Here is a 17,646-nt window from a genome sequence, read left to right on the forward strand (position 1 = left end):
AGAATCTGGTAGCCCTTTATTCCGAATAATAGTCTAAAATGTGTTGAGAGATCATTTGGTAGAGCTGAGCAGTCTCAGGATCACCGGTTAATGCTTGAAATTGTTTATCCAATGTTTCGAGGTCTCCTCTTTTGGCAGGGCCTGTTTGTGCAAATTCGGGCCCATTACTCAACGATTTATTGATGGTTTCAGTGATCAAAGGTTTTATCAGGTCATAAGAGAGGTCATTGTGCTCCATAATTCCTTTCGCGATCGTCAGCATGTGATTGGAGAAATTACTAGCGAAAACAGCTGAAAGATGGAGCACTGCTCGCTCCTTGGAGCTTAATTCTACAATAGTTTGTGAGATGCTTTGTGCTAAGGACTTCAGTTGTTTCAATGCATGGTTGTTATCGGCTTCAACACAGATCGGAATGTGTTGAAAATCTACTTTTTTGCCGATGGTGAAAGTTTGTAAGGGATAAAAAACGCCAATATTCTCCGTTTGGGCATAACCTAAGCTAGACAAGGGTTTCGTTCCTGAAGTATGTGCCAAAATGCAAGTTGGAGGTAGGCTAAGGCCTTGAGCTACGTCTTCTATGGCATCATCACTGATGCAAATGAGCACAATGTCGGCTTGGACTTCAGAAAGATCTGTTCCTATAATGCCCTCAGCTTGATAGAAATTCGAGGCCAGTTTGTCGACGTTGTTTTGGTTTCTTCCTGCGATTGCAGTCACAACATGTCCAGCATTCTCTAGTGCCAGGCCTAAGTGCCAGGCAACATTCCCCGTTCCGATGATTGCGATCTTCATTGACGTAAAGATAAGACATCTCGTTCACACCAGCCACGGGTTTAAACCCGTGGCTGGTGTGAACAATTTTTCTTTTGATTTTGAATATATTTCTTAATCCTAAGCCGATCATTGTAGGAAACTGAAAAGGCAGAATAGCCATTCTGCCATTGAAATTTCTCTTCTAATTTAAAACTTGAATTAAGAAAGAATGAGGCCCCTCCCTTAAGTTGCTTTGCAATTTGAGCAATACTGAGCTGTTTGTTCTGTTTGAATAATATGTGAACGTGATCTTCCAGACCATTGATTGCTTCTAGATCACATTTCAATTCTTCTAATTTGCTTGTCAAAAATTGATAAATCTCTTTTTCAATTTCCCTATTAATAAATTTTTTTCGATGTTTCGTCACAAGGATGAGATGAATCCAGATGTGACAATATGAATGTCCCATAGTGTGTGTTTTATTCGAATATAATCAATATGGCCACGGGTTTAAACAATCTAGCCACGGGTTTAAACAATCTAGCCACGGGTTTAAACCCGTGGCTAGATTAGCCATTTTTGAATTATGATTTAGCCACCAACTCAATCGCCTCCACTAACCTGTCCAATTCATACAAGGAGGTATACACATGCGGCGTTACCCTTGGGCCGTTGACCTGCTCCCATTTGATCGGACTCGTATGCACCTTATGTGTGCTAAAAAGGGCATTATGGACAGGACCTGCGTCCATCCCTTCAATGCCAAAATTGAAAAGGGCACAGGTGTTTTCAGGTTCCTGACTTGAATATAAGTTAACCTTTGCCATGTCTTTTACCTGATGGACCCAGTAATTTTTGAGGTAATTCAATCGAGCTTCCTTTTTATCAGCTCCAATAGCTAAATGGAAATCAATAGCGGAACTGATGGCTTGCTCGATCGCAAATGATCGCGTACCAATGTTCTCAAACTTTCTGATGTTATCCTCTTGCCCTTCAGGGGCCGCCAGCAGTGGCCAAACATCAGCGATCTTATTTTTATTGATATAGAGCATGCCGGTGCCAAAGGGTGCGCAGAGCCATTTGTGTAGACTTGTGCCGTAGAAGTCACAGCCGAGATCGGAGATCTTAAAATTGAGATGGGCGAAGGTATGTGCTCCATCCACAATAGAGTAAATGTTGTTTTGGGCAGCCAACGAACAAAGGGCTTTTGCGGGCATAATATGACCCGTCCAGTTGATCATGTGCGTGATATGAAAAACTTTCGTTCTTGCGGTGATCGCATTTCTGAATTGATCAACCACCGTTTGATTGTCTTCCATCGGGATATCAAAATCCAACCAAACCAGCTTAATGCCATCTCGCCTTTCCCGCTGTTTCCAGGCATTGATCATATTAGGATAGTCGTATTTCGTGAGTACCACTTCATCTCCCTTTTTCAGATTAAGACCAAAAATGACATTGTTAATCGCTTCTGTCGTGTTTCGATTGATGGCGATCTCATCCTTGTCCACTCCTGCAAGATGTGCCAATTTGGCACGCAATGGCTCTCTCCCTTGATCCAAAATCCGCCACATGTAGTAGGAAGGGGCTTCATTGGAGTAAGCGTAGTAGCGATTGGCAGCTTCTTGTACGACCTTAGGTTGGGGACTAACTCCTCCGTTGTTCAAATTGATGATCTGATTCGAGGTAGTGTAAGCTTGCCGAATTCTCGCCCAAAGCGCCTCATCTTGGATGGCTTGTTCAACTGATAACTGATTAACGGTTTGAATGGCATCGGCCACATCTTCTGCCACCGAGTGCGAGAAGAATTTGGCTAATGATAAACTGCCTCCTGTTAGAAAGGCCTTTTTGATAAAGCTTCTTCTGTTCTTCATGAGCAGAAGTTAATGAATTCTTGACTTATGAGCGACTCAGAATAATGTAAGTGTTTAGGCTAAGCCTTTATTCCTCATTTTCACAAACTCCACATACCTTCTTCTTGTGGCGATGATGAAGCCAATGATCATGACAATTGTTCCTATCCACAAAATATTGATCTGAGGTTTTTCGATGGCTTGTAAAATGATCCAGTCTTTTTGGGTGGTTTCGATACCAAGATCAATAGAGCCGTCAGTTGGATTGATGTTTTCTAATGTCACTCGTGTTGCGATCTCTTGATTCAGTTCAACAGGTCTCCCCACATTGTTGTCCTTAATAATAAATTTTGGTTGCAACACAATGCGCTTGTCATTTTCTGCATACACTGAAATATTGGCTTGCACCGCAGCATCATTAGGGCCCAGATCTACAAAATTCACATTAGGAAGTCTTTCTAAGCCTTCAAAAACGGCAACATAATCATTGATGAAGAATTGTTCTCCTTGTTGAAGTGGCTTGACCTCTTTTTCACTCCATTCAGTGAATTCATCTTCAAAGTCAGACTGCAGGGCGACGAAAGTATAAAGGTCACGATTCCAAAGTTTTTTAATGTCAGGTGAAACAATGGTGCTGCCCATTTCTTCATTCACCTGAGTGCGAGGATAAAGCGTAAATGTCCTTCCTGTCTTGTTAGAAACATACTGCACCTCATGATAGGTGTTTTCAGGATTTCTGAAGTAAAGGGTATCTCCTTCTTTAGCGTAGATTTCTCCATCAACTACAATTTCTTGTTTTGCTACCTTGTAGTGAGGCGCTTCGGTATCTACTAAGTTCGATTTACTAATAAATCCCGGAATTCCTTCAGCTTCTACATTCTCACTCTTGTAAGTGAGTTGGTAGCCTGCCATTGGTTTTGGATCGTTGAGGAAGAGCACGATCATGTTGGAATTTTGCTCTTCAGTAAAATCACGGCTGATGATCGTTGTGTTCTTTGATACAATTCTTGAATAGCCTTCAGAGAACATAATACCGATCAATATCATGGCAATGCCTATGTGTGCCACAGAGCCACCAGTCAGTTTATAGCTACCCGATTTCATCAGATCGATCAAGATCTTGCCATTTGAAACGATAGAATAGACGCCTGCCAGTAGGACAATGATGTACACTGGGTTATGAATATCAGCTAACATAAATATGATCGCGGAAAGCAGTAGACTTATGATGACTGGAATGGTCAATGCCGCTTTCAGCTTTTCCTTGTCCATTTTCTTCCAGAAAAAGAATTGTCCAGTACCGGAAAGGAAAGCAATACCTATAGCGAACCAAACTTGCCATTTGGAATAAAAAGCTACCTGATCAGCTGGCGGCGCTAAGCTCGACAGGCCGCCAAATAGCTCCACAATTTTGTTAAAAACAGGGAAGGATGTAGGCACAATGACCTGAAAAGCCATTAAACAAAGGGTTAAGGCACCGATGAATATCCAAAACTCTCTTGAGTAGGTTGAAGCTTCTTTTTCAGAAGTCGGAATCTCTTTCCAAACCCTTCCAGCGATGATTACGGTGGCGATGATAAAGAAGAAAAGATAGATCAAGAGCTGACCAGAAAGACCAAGATCGGTAAATGAGTGCACCGAGGCATTACCAAGAATTCCGCTCCTGACCAAAAAAGTAGCGTAAAGGATCAACAAGAAAGTTGAAATCACAAGGACAAAAGATGTCTTTAAGGCTGTATCGCTTTTCTTGAATACGATCATGGTATGCATGCTGGCGATCAAAACCAACCAAGGAACGTAAACAGCATTTTCAACAGGGTCCCAGTTCCAATAGCCTCCGAAATTCAGGGTTTCGTAAGCCCAATATCCACCCATGATGATGGCAGTACCTAAGATCACCCCACCAAAGATGGTCCATGGCAGTGCCGGACGTATCCAATCTCTAAAGTCTCTTTTCCATAGTCCCGCAATGGCAAATGAGAAAGGAACCAAGGTACAGGCGAAACCTAAAAAGGTCATTGGTGGATGAATCACCATCCAGTAATTTTGCAAGAGAGGATTGAGCCCGGTTCCATCTTCAGGCACAAAATTAGGGTTGATGAGAAAAACAGGGTCGTTGATCACATCCCTCAGCAGCATAAAAGGAGAACTTCCAATTTTTAAATCACCGATGACTACGCCCAGAATCATTGAAGCTAGGAAAGCCTGCACTGCTGCAAAAACCGTCATCACGGGAGCCTCCCATTTCTTATTCGTTTTGATGAGGATGAAGCCGAGCAAGGCGTTCCAAACTGACCAAATTAGAAAAGAACCTTCTTGACCTTCCCAAAAACAGGCGATCATGTAATGCGTAGCCAAATTTACAGAAGAGTGACTCCACGCATAATGGTATTCGAAGTAATGGTTATAAATGATCGTAAATAAGACGACTGCACTTCCAAGTACCGCCAATCCATGGGTTAAGAAACTGATTCTACCAAACTTGGTCCAGGAGTTATTGAGTTCATTGCTCAAGGATGCTTTTCCATAGGCGACCGCGGCGATGATGGCACCAATAAAAGAGATGATGACTAATAAATGGCCGAGATTTCCTATCCCTGTATGTATAGTGTTAAGGAGCAAGGTTTAAGGGTTTTGGTTTCGCATTAATACAAATAGCATTGACTTAATTTCTTCGATCACTCCAATGTTTTGAGTGAAAACTTTGTTCGAAATTAAGCCATAATCATTAGAGAAAGTCAATAGGTATTCTGTTTCATGAGCAGAACCCATGGCAACGTTGAAGAAATACTTACGTTCCTTTTGACTTTTTCTTCCTGTTCCTTCCGCAATATTGGAAGGAATCGAAAGGCTCGCTCTTCTTAATTGAGCAGTCAATGTATACTGCTCGGTTGTAGGAAAATCTTTAGTCACGCGGAAAATGTCCAATGCCAATTGATGAGACTTTTGCCAAACTATCAGACTCCTGAACCCCTTCATCCTTATTCCCTAGGTCCTTACTGCTTAATCGTCGTTTCTTCGTACTTAGAAGGGCATTTCAACAAGACCTTATCCGCAACAAACTTATCATTCTTATAGCCACCGATCACCACTACTTTTTCAGAACGTAGCAGATCAGATGGCATGGGTTGATTGAGGTAAACGATCTCTTCTTTTTGTTGATCATCAACTAGGACAAAATTCACTGAAAGTCGATCTGCACTGGGATTTACTCCCACAATTTCGCCATTGGAATTCTTTTTCAGTTCTCCAACCACATGAATGGAGTTGGCATTCCCGACGCTTGACATAGAATATGCTTCATCGAAGGATACATATTCACTTGCATTTTCTCTAGTTGAAACGATGACCGCAATGGCGATCGCAATGACAATTAGACCTATGATACTCGATTTCTTCATCTCCTCTTCCTTTGCTTTGGCCAAAAATAATGTTCAAGTTATGATTTATTAAGACTTATTGACGAAAACCTCTTTTTCTAGTTTCGTAATTTTCCGATCAGTTTGAATCAGATATAGGATCAGACCGGCAAAGATCACCATTACTACGGCAACCACTACATAGATCTTACCATTTGACCTCATCATATCTGCCATTTCAATGTTCGTATTGCTGTAGTCTTCATCTGTGATCTCATACTTATCTTGAGCAATGGCGCCAAAGTTGAGGGTTAGAAATAGTGTTAAGACAAATAGTATTCTTTTCATGTGATTAATCTTCAATGTTTGCTTTCAGCCTTCTAATTCTTACTCTTAGTGAAACGATCCAAACGCCCAATAAGGTCCAAGCGATCACTGCCGGATAAAATACTAGCCTTAAGCGGCTATCAAGATCGTAGGCATTGAACCCCGGGTTACCTCCATTGCCCGGATGAAGGGAGCTATCGGTCATTCTGGGAAGAATGAATAATAAAGGAATCAGTGCGGCAAAAGCAAAGATATTATAGATAGCACTCACCCGTGCTTTTTGAATTGGGTCTTCCAAGGAGTTCCGAAGCACCAGATAAGCAAAATAGATCAATAAGGCGATGGCGGAACTATTTTGTTTTGGGTCGCCGCTCCATGGCTCACCCCAAGTATAGTTAGCCCAAACAGCTCCAGTGGTGATGCCTAAGATTCCTAGCAGAACGCCTGCATTCGCAAACTCCACGGAAAAGTCATCATGTTTGAGGTCTGTACTTCTTAAGTACCGGATAGCGTAAATCGCAGATGTGGTCAGCAGGATGATCATACCGAACCACATGGTGACATGGAAGTGCAGGTTTCTGATGGTTTCGTTGAGGATGGCCAAACGTGGCGCATCAAATAGCAAAGCACCAAGAATGCTGTAGGTCAGTAAAATGACGGTCAATATCTTCCACCAGACTTTTTTCATTTTCAAGCTTTTCGCTATTGGCCAATGGCCTTTATGAGTTTATGAAGCATTTTTATTTCAATATTTATATCGCATAACATCGAATCAAAACTGCTTATTGGCAACAAAGATAAATGAAAGATAGAATTAGTTGAGTTTCTAGTTCAAAACATGAGCCAAGAGCGTATTCCAAGAATCTTATGTAATCTTTGTCACCTGTTATTAAACCTAGAGAAGTGACTTAAAATGTGTCGATAGGTCGTCTTTCATTCCCATGCCGTCATTCAGAGGGAGGTACGACCTAAGAATCTCAAACCCTCCTTATTATTTGATGTATTTCTCTTTAGAAATAATTTTTCAAAACGTTCGATGTATGCAATTACATACTAAGAAGCAATCTATTCGGGAGACTCTTCGTTCCATTGCATTTCACTCTGGGTGACGTTCTTTTTTAGTTCGTCTTTAGAGTGATGTGCTCTTATAGGAATCCTAATTCAGTCTTTTCAGAAAAAGAATATGCGGCCTTTAGCTCCTCCATAAATATGGAAACAACATATATGAAATGGTAACCACAATGGCATTTATGGCTGCTAGAATCAGGAGATCATCATAATAAAGGCTTCTTTCTATTCCATCTATGGCATTTTTTGAGCATTTGATCAGTAGCAGTAGCAATGGGATCAAAACTGGAAAGCTCAAAACAGCCACTAGCGTGCTGCTATTGGGTGTTTTGGAAGCGATACCTGAGATCATCGTAAGTGATGCCGCCAAACCAACAGCCCCTAGCGCAACGGTGACTGAGAATATGAAAAGGTCTTGGATCGGATTTCCCATCACGAAGCTGTAAAGCAGAAAGCCAGTAATGGTTAAAATGAGCATTAAAACACTGTAATAAATGGTCTTAGCAATGATGATCTGCTCAGGTTGCGCCAAGGTATAATAGTAGAGCAATCGACCTTCTCTTTCTTGAATGAAGCTTTTAGAAATTGAGTTTACTGCTGTAAACAACACAATGATCCAGAATAGCGCATTCCAAGTCACAGGTTGTATCGTTCCTGTTTTTATGTTAAAACTCAGGTAGCAGACAAAAATGGTTGAAGCGAGATAGAGCAGAATGCCATTGATGGCATATTTCTGCCGCCATTCGAGAAGTATTTCCTTGCGAACTAGGTCATATGTTTGTGAAAGATTCATTAGGTGATTCAAATATATCATATGTTTGCCGCATTAATACTCCATAGGAATTATAAGGTGATAAATATGGAAGTGTTTTTAATGGCAGATAGTAGAAAAAGACATTTAGCGAAAACGCTAACTTGGAGAGTATTAGGCACTGCAGACACTATGTTATTGGCATGGATCATTTCCGGCAGCCCAATGACTGGTCTTCAAATCGGTGCGGCAGAGGTGATCACCAAAATGATCTTGTATTATTTCCATGAAAGAGTTTGGTATAAGTTTAACTTTGGCATCGATAGAAGAAAGGAGCGTAAGAAAAGGATGTCTAGGGGAAAAGAAGTTTCAGATAACATAAAACATCAATCTTTTAAGGTTGATGCTAACGGGAGACAAGTTTTGCTCCAACAAAGGCCTCTTGTTGTTTGGTTCACCGGCTTATCTGGGTCTGGAAAGTCAACGCTATCCAATTTACTAGAAATTGAATTGCATAAAATGGGTTTTAAAACTTACGCAATAGATGGTGACAATGTGCGCAAAGGATTGTGTAAAGATCTAGCTTTTTCTGATGAAGATAGAGTAGAAAATATTCGACGCGTTGGAGAAGTTGTCAGATTGTTTCTAGATTCTGGGCTTATCGTCTTATGTTCTTTTATCTCTCCATTGAAAAAAGATCGCGAGATGGTTCGAGCTTTGGTTGGTGATGAACGTTTTGTGGAAGTTTTTGTAGATTGTCCATTGGAAGTTTGTGAAAAAAGAGATGTAAAGGGACTTTACAAGATGGCCCGAAAAGGTGAGATTAAGAATTTCACTGGAATTAGCTCGCCCTTTGAAGCTCCTATAAACCCTGATCTTCGGATAAAATCGAATAAAGAAGACACAAAGGAGTCTCTTCAGTATTTAATGGAAATTGTTTTACCCAAAATATCTTGTGCCGCCCATGCCTAGATACAACCTGACCCATTTGAGGGAACTCGAATCGGAGGCGATCTACGTGATCAGAGAAGTGTATGCCCAATTTGAAAAAGCGGGAATTCTATTTTCTGGTGGGAAAGATTCGATCGTGGTGACTCACTTGGCAAGAAAAGCATTTTATCCGGCCAATATTCCTTTTCCACTAGTACACATTGATACTGGCCATAATTTTCATGAAACCATAGCATTTAGGGATAATTTGGTCGAGGAGATTGGAGCAGAGCTCATTACTCCCCTTGTTCAAGATTCGATCGACAAAGGAAGAGTACGCGAGGAGACAGGCAAGGATGCCTCGCGCAATTGGTTGCAGATCACAACCCTATTAGATGCCATCGAAGAGCATCAATTTGATGCCTTGATGGGAGGAGCCCGAAGAGACGAAGAAAAGGCAAGGGCTAAAGAGCGTTTTTTTTCGCACAGAGATGATTTTGGTCAATGGGACCCCAAAAATCAGAGACCGGAGCTTTGGAACATTTTTAACGGGAAGAAGTACAGTGGTGAGCATTTTAGAGTGTTCCCAATTTCCAATTGGACTGAAATGGACGTCTGGCAGTACATTTTATTAGAACAAATCAAAATTCCTTCTCTATATCTCGCACATGAACGAGAAGTGATTTGGAGAAAAAATACTTGGCTGCCTAATTCGGAATATATCTTTTTACGCGAAGGAGAAATAGTTGTCAAAAAGCGTATCAGGTTTAGGACCTTGGGAGACATTACCATTACTGGAGGAATTGAGTCTGAGGCAGACACACTGGAAAAGATCGTTGCTGAAGTCGCGGCAGCCCGTCAAACAGAAAGAGGTAATCGTGCGGATGACAAGCGTTCAGAAACCTCTATGGAGGATAGGAAGAAAGAAGGATATTTTTAATGGACAGTTTGGCCATTTGCTTTTAGCCGTTAGCCATTGGCAGGGAATTAAATGAGAATATCAATTGAGAGATTTTACAAAATATAAAGTTTGGAACGAGGCATTAGAAATAGCGGTTGAAGCCTACAGGCTGACTTCTGAATTACCTGAGGAAGAGAGATTTGGATTAGTCAGTCAAATACGAAGGGCTAGTATTTCAATTTCCTCTAACATAGCCGAGGGATCAAGTCGTTCTTCTCAAAAAGATTTTTGTCGTTTTGTTGAGATCGCTATTGGATCAGGTTTTGAAGTGAAATCTCAATTAATTCTTTGCGAAAGGTTAGAACTACTAAAGATTGATCAGCTAATATCCTTTCAAACCAAACTTGATTCATTACTAAAACAATTAAATGCACTAAGAAGTAAACTTAAGGATTGATGAGTGAGGAACTAGATAATCTGAATGTAACGCAAACAAAAGGCCAACAGCCAACAGCCAACAGCCAACAGCCAATCGCCAACAGCCAACAGCCAACAGCCAGCAGCCAACAGCCAAAAGCCAACAGCCAACAGCCAAGAGCCAATAGCTACTTAAATATGGAACTCCTCCGCTTCACCACCGCGGGAAGCGTAGATGATGGGAAAAGCACCCTAATTGGTAGACTCCTTTTCGACAGTAAATCGATCTTTGAAGATCAATTGGATCAAATTGAAAGTTCAAGTCGAAAAAGAGGACTCTCTCATAAAGATCTAGCATTACTTACTGATGGATTGAAAGATGAGAGAGAACAGGGAATTACCATTGATGTAGCTTATCGATACTTTGCAACACCCAGGCGAAAATTCATTATAGCTGATACGCCAGGGCATATTCAATACACGAGGAATATGGTTACTGGCGCCTCTACTGCCAATCTTGCTTTGATATTGATCGATGTCAGAAAGGGTATGTTAGAACAAACCTGTCGACATAGTTTTATTGCATCCCTCCTTCAGATTCCTCATATCATTGTTTGTGTGAATAAAATGGATCTGGTCGATTACAGCGAGGAAGCTTTTGAAAGCATCAAGTCTCAGTATCAGGACTTTGCTGCTAAGCTCGACGTCAAGGATATTCGATTTATACCGATCTCAGCATTGAATGGAGACAATGTGGTCAATAAGTCTGAGCATATGCCTTGGTATCAAGGTTCAACCTTACTGTATACCTTGGAAACCATTCATATTGGAAGTGATTACAATCACATAGATTGTCGTTTTCCTGTGCAGACGGTAATTAGACCAAAGAATGATGATTTCCATGATTATCGAGGCTATGCAGGCAGAATAGCAGGTGGAGTTTTCAAAGAAGGAGATGAAGTAGCCATATTACCTTCTGGATTTACTTCCAAAATAAAATCTATTGATACCATGGATGGGGAAGTGGAGGAAGCTTTCGCACCTATGAGTGTGTGCGTCACTCTAGAGGATGAGATTGATATCAGCCGTGGGGATATGATCGTTCGTCCACACAATCAACCGCAGATGACACAAGACATTCAGGTCATGCTATGCTGGTTCAATAAAACCGGACCAAAGGTACGTACCAAATATACATTGATGCATGCCACTAATGAAGTCAAGGCCATGATCAAAACCATTCAATATAAATTAGATATCAATTCTTTACATCGACAAGAAGAATACGATGAGATTGGAATGAATGATATCATCAAAGTGAATCTTAGAACTACCAAACCACTGCTATTCGACAGCTATCGTAAGAATAGGATGACAGGATCGCTGATCTTAATAGATGAAGCTACCAACGAGACCGTGGCTGCGGGTATGATCATATGATGAATTTGCATCAGCTTTTACAATTGGCTCGCAAAGCTTCGGCAGAAGCAAGCGAAGCTATTATGAAGATTTATCTCTCAGGTGATTTTTCCATTGAGGCCAAGTCGGATAATTCTCCATTGACTGCTGCTGATCAAGAAGCGCATCGAACTATTGTTAATCACTTAGAGAAGACAGGTATACCTATTCTTAGTGAGGAGGGCAGTCAAATTCCATATGAAATCAGAAAAGACTGGGAATATTTGTGGATCGTTGATCCTTTGGATGGTACAAAAGAATTTATCAAAAAGAATGGAGAGTTTACAGTCAATATTGCCCTAGTTAGGGATCAGAAACCAATTTTAGGTGTTGTGGAAGCACCTGTACTGAATAAACAATTTTACGGGGTGGTGGGGAAAGGAGCTTGGGTCAATGATAAAAATTTAGCTAAACTAAATCCTCTCGATCCGAAGCAGAAGAACTTAAGAGTAGTGGCTTCAAGATCGCATATGAATCATGAAACAAGGTCTTTTATGGCCACTTTGGATGATTTTGAACTGATTACAATCGGTAGCTCTCTGAAATTCATGGCAATAGCTGAGCAAAATGCAGATTTTTATCCTAGATTTGCGCCTTCAATGGAATGGGACACCGCTGCGAGTCAGGCGATTCTCAACTCAATCCATGGTAAGGTGGTAGATTTAAAAGGTCATCCGCTCATTTATAATAAAAAATTTTTACTAAATCCTTTTTTTAAGGCGTATTAAATGAACGATAAAATTGCAATAATTGGTTTAGGCTATGTCGGTTTACCGCTCGCTGTAGCGTTTGCACAGGAAAATGAAGTGGTAGGGTTTGATATTAATGAAAAACGCATCAAAGAGTTGAATGATGGAAAAGATCATACACTTGAAGTTGAAGAAGATGAACTGAAAGGCGTATTGAGTTCCCCTGGTCATAAAGGGTTGTACAACACTTCTACTTTAGAGGAGATCGCCTCTTGCAATATTTATATCATTACCGTTCCGACGCCTGTTGACAGAAATAATAATCCTGATCTTACTCCATTGTTGTCATCTTCAAGAATGATTGGGAGTGTTTTGAAAAAAGGAGACCTGGTTATTTATGAATCTACGGTTTATCCTGGTTGTACAGAAGAGGATTGCGTTCCAGAATTGGAGAAAGCTTCAGGCCTTAAATTCAATACAGATTTTTATTGCGGATACTCACCTGAACGCATAAATCCAGGGGATAAGACGAACACCTTGAGAACCATTAAAAAGGTGACTTCTGGAAGTACTCCTGAGATTGGAGAGAGGGTTGATGCTCTCTATAACAAAATCATTGAAGCAGGTACGCATTTGGCACCGAATATGAAAGTTGCTGAAGCATCAAAAGCAATTGAAAATGCACAACGAGACATTAATATTTCTTTTGTCAATGAATTGGCACTCATTTTTGATAGAATTGGTATTGACACGAATGATGTTTTGGAAGCGGCAGGGACTAAGTGGAACTTCTTGAAGTATAAGCCAGGGTTAGTCGGTGGTCATTGTATAGGAGTAGATCCCTATTATTTGAAGCAAAAAGCAGAATCCTTAGGTTACTTTCCTGATGTTATTTCTAGTGGAAGAAAGGTAAATGATGCCATGGGTGAATTTATCGGCTCCAAGCTGGTAAAACTTTTAATTCAAAAAGGGTTAAGGGTCAGTGGTAGCAAGTGTCTTATCATGGGGATAACCTTTAAAGAAAATTGCCCAGATATTAGAAACACTAGAGTCGTTGACATTATCGAAGAGCTACATGACTATGGAGTCTTGGTCGATGTTTATGATCCATGGGCAGATAAAAATGAAGTGAAAGTTGAACTGAACCTTGATCTTATTGAAGATTTGAAAATGGATGATTATGATTCAATTATCTTGGCAGTTTCACACAACGAATTTCTTTCTTTTGATTGGTCTGCTGTGAGAGATAAAATCATTTATGATGTCAAGGCTGTTCTGCCAAGGGATATCGTAAGTGCACGTCTTTAGAATTGCTTAATCATGTCCAAAAAGATCTTGGTTACCGGTGCTGCTGGCTTTATCGGGTTTCATGTAAGCCAAAGGTTGGTAGGTCTAGGATATGAAGTTGTTGGGCTTGACAACTTGAATGACTACTACGATCCTTCGCTAAAATTGGATAGGTTAGCTCAATGTGGGATTCAAGGAAAGATCAAATATGGTGAGTTGGTTGCAAGTAACACTTTTGAGAATTATAAATTCATCAAAATTGCATTGGAAGACGATGCCGCTTTAAATTCACTATTCGAATTCCAAAAGTTTGACAAAGTTATAAATCTCGCGGCTCAGGCTGGTGTTAGATACAGCTTGGAAAACCCCAAGACCTACATAAATAGTAATGTGGTGGGTTTCCTTCATGTTTTAGAAGCGTGCAGAAACCATAAAATTGGTCATCTGTTGTATGCATCTAGCAGTTCTGTTTATGGTCTAAATAAAACCCAACCTTTTCGCACAACTGATAATGTGGATCACCCAATAAGTCTTTACGCCGCAACTAAGAAGAGCAATGAATTGATGGCACATACTTATAGTTATCTATATGGACTACCTACAACGGGGTTAAGATTCTTTACAGTATATGGACCATGGGGAAGACCTGATATGGCTTACTTTTCATTTACTCAATCCATTCTAAGGGGTAAGGAGATAAAAGTCTTCAACGATGGTAAGATGTCTAGGGATTTTACCTACATAGATGATGTTGTTGAAGGGCTCACTAGGCTTATCGAGCATCCGCCAAAAAATCAGGAGGAAAGAAAAAGTGAAAATGGTCTGTTTGCCAATGCTCCATATAGACTATTCAACATTGGCAAAAACGCTCCAGTAAACCTCCTCAGCTTTATAGAAACGATAGAGTCGGAGTTAGGTATTGAAGCCAAGAAGACATATCTCCCCATGCAGCCCGGAGATGTCGTCTCCACTTATGCAGATGTCGATGATTTGATTAGGACAATAGATTACAAACCTGAAACATCACTGGAAGTCGGAGTTAAAAGTTTCGTCAACTGGTTTAAGGAATATTATTCTGAAGAATTGGGATAAAGTTTAACGATATTTATTTCTTTTGCCATTTATATGAACGAATTCATATTGTCGCTTAGGTACTTGTATATTAAATAATTAGTGATGGGATATTTTGCTCACGAAACAGCTGTTGTTGACGAAGACTGTCAGATTGGTGATGGAACTAAAATATGGCACTTTAGCCATATCATGTCCAACTGCATCTTAGGAGAAAATTGTAATATTGGACAGAACGTTGTGGTTAGTCCCGGTGTCCAATTAGGAAAGAATGTCAAAGTCCAGAATAACGTGAGCCTTTATACTGGCGTTATCTGTGAAGACGATGTCTTTTTGGGCCCAAGTATGGTGTTCACGAATGTGATCAACCCAAGAAGTGGTGTCAACAGAAGAGGTCAGTACACCAAAACGATCGTTAAAAAAGGGGCAAGTATTGGGGCAAATGCTACTATTGTATGTGGTCACGATATCGGAGAATACGCTTTTATAGGTGCCGGTACGGTTGTGACTAAAGAGGTACCTGCCTATGCCTTGGTTGTAGGAAATCCTGCTCGACAGATCGGATGGATGAGTGAATTTGGGCATAGATTAAATTTTGATGAAAACGGTTTAGCTGTTTGTGAAGAGTCTGGTGAAGAATATCAGCTCATAAATGGTGTAGTTAAGAAAAAATAATGAAAAATTTTACATTGATAGGGGCGGCCGGTTACATCGCTCCAAGACATTTGCAAGCAATTAAAGAAACACAGAATAACTTGGTTGCTGCGGTCGATAAGTTTGATAGTGTTGGGGTAATTGATTCTTATTTTCCCAATGCTGATTTCTTTGTTGAGTTTGAAAGATTTGATAGGCATATTGAGAAACTCAAGCATCAGGATGGTACTAAGATCGATTACACTTCAATTTGTACTCCAAACTATCTGCATGATGCGCACATTCGATTTGCGCTGAGGGTTGGATCTGATGCTATTTGTGAAAAGCCTCTAGTCTTGAACCCTTGGAATATAGATGCGCTACAATCTATTGAGCGAGAAACCGGAAAGAAAGTTTGGAATATCCTTCAATTAAGGGTTCATCAAAGTATTATCGATTTGAAAAGAAAGATCGATAATGGTCCTAATGATAAGATCTATGATGTTGATCTCACCTATCTGACATCAAGAGGAAGCTGGTATTACACGTCCTGGAAGGGAGATATTGAGAAGTCTGGAGGCATCGCTACTAATATAGGTGTGCATTTTTACGACATGTTGGGATGGTTATTTGGCGACATCAAGGGGAATGCAGTTCATGTGCATGAGCATGACCGAGCAGCCGGATATTTGGAATTTGAAAAGGCTAGGGTGAGATGGTTTCTATCAATCAACGAGGATGTCCTACCAGATGAGATAAAAGCTAAAGGACAAAGAACTTTCAGGTCTATTCAGATTGAAGGTGAGGAAATAGAATTTAGTGGTGGCTTTACAGACCTGCATACCACATCTTACCAAGAGATCATCAATGGAAATGGATTTGGATTGAACGAGGCGAGGAAAGCCATTGAAATCGTTCACAATATCAGGCATAGTAAGCCCAAAGGACTGCAAGGAGAATACCATCCTCTTGCTAAGTTACCACCTAGTAATCACCCATTCTATCCAAAATCATGAGTAAAATTCAAATGGTTGACCTAATTGGTCAATATGAAAATATTAAACAGGAAGTTCAAGAAGAACTGAACAAAGTCCTTGATTCTGCCACATTTATCAATGGGCCTGTAGTAAAAGAGTTTCAGTCTGACTTGGAGTCGTACTTAGACGTCAAGCATGTCATTCCTTGTGCCAACGGTACAGACGCTCTTCAGATCATTATGATGGCATATGATTTTCCCAAAGGTGCCGAGGTGTTAGTTCCATCTTATACTTATGTGGCCACCGTTGAAGTAATTGCTTTACTTGGATTAAAGCCAGTTTTTGTGGAGGTATGCCCCAAATCTTTTAATATTGATATTGAGGACTTAAAGGCGAAGATAACCAGTAATTCAGTGGCTGTCGTTCCTGTACATTTATATGGACAATGCGCACAAATGGAGCAATTGCTAGCATTAGCCAATTCACATGATCTAAAAGTCTTTGAAGACACAGCTCAAGCTATTGGAGCAGAGTACACCTTCTCCGATGGTAGCGTTCAGAAAGCAGGTACCATCGGTCATGCAGGTTCGACATCTTTTTTCCCTTCAAAAAATCTGGGTTGTTATGGTGATGGTGGGGCTATCATGACAAATGACGATGACTTGGCAATCAAATTGAGGATGATCGCTAATCACGGTCAGTCCAAAAAATATTATCACGATTCGATAGGTGTTAATTCAAGATTGGATAGTCTTCAAGCGGCCATTCTGAAGGTAAAGTTGAGACACTTAGATCAATATAATCATGCGCGTTATCAAGTTGCTCAGAAATATACAGATACATTCAAGCAAACGGATTGGATCGCACCACCTTTTGAGTCTGATTTTAGTTCACATGTTTACCATCAGTATACAGTTAAGCTTGCAGATCATATTGATCGCCAGGCCTTAATTGACCATCTGAATTCCTATGAGATTCCTTCTATGATCTATTATCCTGTCCCAAATCATTTACAAAAGGCCTATGCCTATTATGGTTATAAGGAAGGAGATATGCCGAATACGGAAAACCTATGTAAAAGGGTGATCTCATTTCCAATTCATACTGAAATGGATGAGGAGCAGCAAAAGTATATTATTCAAAGTATTCTGTCGTTTAGGGCTTAGTTAA

The 17,646-nt window shown here is 40.4% G+C and carries 20 protein-coding genes; 10 read left to right on the plus strand and 10 right to left on the minus strand.

Annotated features, from left to right (window positions below):
* Window positions 1–16 precede the first annotated feature (16 nt).
* The 10 genes from AC2D6U_RS12190 to AC2D6U_RS12235 all read right to left on the minus strand — a co-directional run bounded on the left by AC2D6U_RS12190 (window position 17) and on the right by AC2D6U_RS12235 (window position 8,155).
* Window positions 17–793 carry a Rossmann-like and DUF2520 domain-containing protein gene (locus AC2D6U_RS12190; RefSeq protein ID WP_484721264.1) on the minus strand — a complete coding sequence of 259 codons (777 nt, stop codon included), beginning with the start codon at window positions 791–793 and terminating at the stop codon, window positions 17–19.
* Between the two features lie 41 nt (window positions 794–834).
* A complete protein-coding gene (tnpA, locus tag AC2D6U_RS12195; protein WP_484721265.1) occupies window positions 835–1,224 on the minus strand; it encodes an IS200/IS605 family transposase in 390 nt (129 codons plus the stop codon).
* 115 nt (window positions 1,225–1,339) lie between these two features.
* A complete protein-coding gene (locus AC2D6U_RS12200; protein WP_484721266.1) occupies window positions 1,340–2,629 on the minus strand; it encodes an aminotransferase class V-fold PLP-dependent enzyme in 1,290 nt (429 codons plus the stop codon).
* 54 nt (window positions 2,630–2,683) lie between these two features.
* Complete coding sequence (gene ccsA / locus AC2D6U_RS12205; protein ID WP_484721267.1) at window positions 2,684–5,230, minus strand: cytochrome c biogenesis protein CcsA; 2,547 nt, start codon at window positions 5,228–5,230, stop codon at window positions 2,684–2,686.
* A 3-nt stretch (window positions 5,231–5,233) separates the two neighbouring features.
* Entirely contained in the window at window positions 5,234–5,587 is a 354-nt protein-coding gene (locus AC2D6U_RS12210; protein WP_484721268.1) for a four helix bundle protein, read from the minus strand.
* A 17-nt stretch (window positions 5,588–5,604) separates the two neighbouring features.
* Window positions 5,605–6,033: a cytochrome c maturation protein CcmE domain-containing protein gene (locus tag AC2D6U_RS12215; protein ID WP_484721269.1), complete on the minus strand. Its 429-nt coding sequence runs from the start codon at window positions 6,031–6,033 to the stop codon at window positions 5,605–5,607.
* Window positions 6,034–6,057: 24 nt separating this feature from the next.
* The gene (locus AC2D6U_RS12220; RefSeq protein WP_484721270.1) at window positions 6,058–6,315 is read right to left on the minus strand and encodes a CcmD family protein; all 258 of its coding nucleotides are present in this window, start codon (window positions 6,313–6,315) and stop codon (window positions 6,058–6,060) included.
* Between the two features lie 4 nt (window positions 6,316–6,319).
* Window positions 6,320–6,982 carry a cytochrome c biogenesis protein CcsA gene (gene ccsA, locus AC2D6U_RS12225; RefSeq protein ID WP_484721271.1) on the minus strand — a complete coding sequence of 221 codons (663 nt, stop codon included), beginning with the start codon at window positions 6,980–6,982 and terminating at the stop codon, window positions 6,320–6,322.
* A gap of 94 nt (window positions 6,983–7,076) precedes the next feature.
* Window positions 7,077–7,184, minus strand: coding sequence for a four helix bundle protein (locus AC2D6U_RS12230; RefSeq protein ID WP_484721771.1), 108 nt, complete (start codon window positions 7,182–7,184; stop codon window positions 7,077–7,079).
* A 302-nt stretch (window positions 7,185–7,486) separates the two neighbouring features.
* Complete coding sequence (locus AC2D6U_RS12235; protein WP_484721272.1) at window positions 7,487–8,155, minus strand: heme exporter protein CcmB; 669 nt, start codon at window positions 8,153–8,155, stop codon at window positions 7,487–7,489.
* 21 nt (window positions 8,156–8,176) lie between these two features.
* Between AC2D6U_RS12235 and cysC the strand changes: the two genes are divergently transcribed.
* From cysC to AC2D6U_RS12285, 10 genes are all read left to right on the plus strand, one after another.
* Entirely contained in the window at window positions 8,177–9,085 is a 909-nt protein-coding gene (cysC, locus tag AC2D6U_RS12240) for an adenylyl-sulfate kinase (protein ID WP_484721273.1), read from the plus strand.
* A complete protein-coding gene (gene cysD, locus AC2D6U_RS12245) occupies window positions 9,078–9,983 on the plus strand; it encodes a sulfate adenylyltransferase subunit CysD (RefSeq protein ID WP_484721274.1) in 906 nt (301 codons plus the stop codon). Before cysC ends, cysD begins: the two co-directional genes overlap by 8 nt.
* 64 nt (window positions 9,984–10,047) lie before the next feature.
* On the plus strand, window positions 10,048–10,401 hold the full coding sequence (locus AC2D6U_RS12250) for a four helix bundle protein (protein ID WP_484721275.1): 354 nt from the start codon (window positions 10,048–10,050) through the stop codon (window positions 10,399–10,401).
* A 158-nt stretch (window positions 10,402–10,559) separates the two neighbouring features.
* Window positions 10,560–11,801 (plus strand): sulfate adenylyltransferase subunit CysN, encoded by a 1,242-nt coding sequence (cysN, locus tag AC2D6U_RS12255; protein ID WP_484721772.1) that lies wholly within the window; start codon window positions 10,560–10,562, stop codon window positions 11,799–11,801.
* A complete protein-coding gene (gene cysQ, locus AC2D6U_RS12260) occupies window positions 11,798–12,547 on the plus strand; it encodes a 3'(2'),5'-bisphosphate nucleotidase CysQ (protein ID WP_484721276.1) in 750 nt (249 codons plus the stop codon). Before cysN ends, cysQ begins: the two co-directional genes overlap by 4 nt.
* Window positions 12,548–13,816 (plus strand): nucleotide sugar dehydrogenase, encoded by a 1,269-nt coding sequence (locus tag AC2D6U_RS12265; protein WP_484721277.1) that lies wholly within the window; start codon window positions 12,548–12,550, stop codon window positions 13,814–13,816. It abuts the gene before it with no gap.
* A gap of 12 nt (window positions 13,817–13,828) precedes the next feature.
* Complete coding sequence (locus AC2D6U_RS12270; protein ID WP_484721278.1) at window positions 13,829–14,887, plus strand: NAD-dependent epimerase; 1,059 nt, start codon at window positions 13,829–13,831, stop codon at window positions 14,885–14,887.
* An 84-nt stretch (window positions 14,888–14,971) separates the two neighbouring features.
* Window positions 14,972–15,541: an acyltransferase gene (locus AC2D6U_RS12275; protein WP_484721279.1), complete on the plus strand. Its 570-nt coding sequence runs from the start codon at window positions 14,972–14,974 to the stop codon at window positions 15,539–15,541.
* The gene (locus tag AC2D6U_RS12280; RefSeq protein ID WP_484721280.1) at window positions 15,541–16,515 is read left to right on the plus strand and encodes a Gfo/Idh/MocA family protein; all 975 of its coding nucleotides are present in this window, start codon (window positions 15,541–15,543) and stop codon (window positions 16,513–16,515) included. The genes AC2D6U_RS12275 and AC2D6U_RS12280 overlap by 1 nt, the downstream gene beginning before the upstream one ends.
* Window positions 16,512–17,642 (plus strand): DegT/DnrJ/EryC1/StrS family aminotransferase, encoded by a 1,131-nt coding sequence (locus tag AC2D6U_RS12285; RefSeq protein WP_484721281.1) that lies wholly within the window; start codon window positions 16,512–16,514, stop codon window positions 17,640–17,642. Before AC2D6U_RS12280 ends, AC2D6U_RS12285 begins: the two co-directional genes overlap by 4 nt.
* The last annotated feature ends 4 nt before the right edge of the window (window positions 17,643–17,646 follow it).

The sequence above is a fragment of the Roseivirga sp. YIW32 genome (genome assembly GCF_057219245.1).

What these genes read in the sequence shown, in the direction of transcription:
- AC2D6U_RS12190 (WP_484721264.1), bottom strand. Translation starts at nt 793, where the DNA reads ATGAAGATCGCAATCATCGGAACGGGGAATGTTGCCTGGCACTTAGGC.
- tnpA (WP_484721265.1), bottom strand. Translation starts at nt 1,224, where the DNA reads ATGGGACATTCATATTGTCACATCTGGATTCATCTCATCCTTGTGACG.
- AC2D6U_RS12200 (WP_484721266.1), bottom strand. Translation starts at nt 2,629, where the DNA reads ATGAAGAACAGAAGAAGCTTTATCAAAAAGGCCTTTCTAACAGGAGGC.
- AC2D6U_RS12210 (WP_484721268.1), bottom strand. Translation starts at nt 5,587, where the DNA reads ATGAAGGGGTTCAGGAGTCTGATAGTTTGGCAAAAGTCTCATCAATTG.
- AC2D6U_RS12220 (WP_484721270.1), bottom strand. Translation starts at nt 6,315, where the DNA reads ATGAAAAGAATACTATTTGTCTTAACACTATTTCTAACCCTCAACTTT.
- ccsA (WP_484721271.1), bottom strand. Translation starts at nt 6,982, where the DNA reads ATGAAAAAAGTCTGGTGGAAGATATTGACCGTCATTTTACTGACCTAC.
- AC2D6U_RS12235 (WP_484721272.1), bottom strand. Translation starts at nt 8,155, where the DNA reads ATGAATCTTTCACAAACATATGACCTAGTTCGCAAGGAAATACTTCTC.
- cysC (WP_484721273.1), top strand. Translation starts at nt 8,177, where the DNA reads ATGTTTGCCGCATTAATACTCCATAGGAATTATAAGGTGATAAATATG.
- cysD (WP_484721274.1), top strand. Translation starts at nt 9,078, where the DNA reads ATGCCTAGATACAACCTGACCCATTTGAGGGAACTCGAATCGGAGGCG.
- cysN (WP_484721772.1), top strand. Translation starts at nt 10,560, where the DNA reads ATGGAACTCCTCCGCTTCACCACCGCGGGAAGCGTAGATGATGGGAAA.
- cysQ (WP_484721276.1), top strand. Translation starts at nt 11,798, where the DNA reads ATGATGAATTTGCATCAGCTTTTACAATTGGCTCGCAAAGCTTCGGCA.
- AC2D6U_RS12265 (WP_484721277.1), top strand. Translation starts at nt 12,548, where the DNA reads ATGAACGATAAAATTGCAATAATTGGTTTAGGCTATGTCGGTTTACCG.
- AC2D6U_RS12270 (WP_484721278.1), top strand. Translation starts at nt 13,829, where the DNA reads ATGTCCAAAAAGATCTTGGTTACCGGTGCTGCTGGCTTTATCGGGTTT.
- AC2D6U_RS12275 (WP_484721279.1), top strand. Translation starts at nt 14,972, where the DNA reads ATGGGATATTTTGCTCACGAAACAGCTGTTGTTGACGAAGACTGTCAG.
- AC2D6U_RS12280 (WP_484721280.1), top strand. Translation starts at nt 15,541, where the DNA reads ATGAAAAATTTTACATTGATAGGGGCGGCCGGTTACATCGCTCCAAGA.
- AC2D6U_RS12285 (WP_484721281.1), top strand. Translation starts at nt 16,512, where the DNA reads ATGAGTAAAATTCAAATGGTTGACCTAATTGGTCAATATGAAAATATT.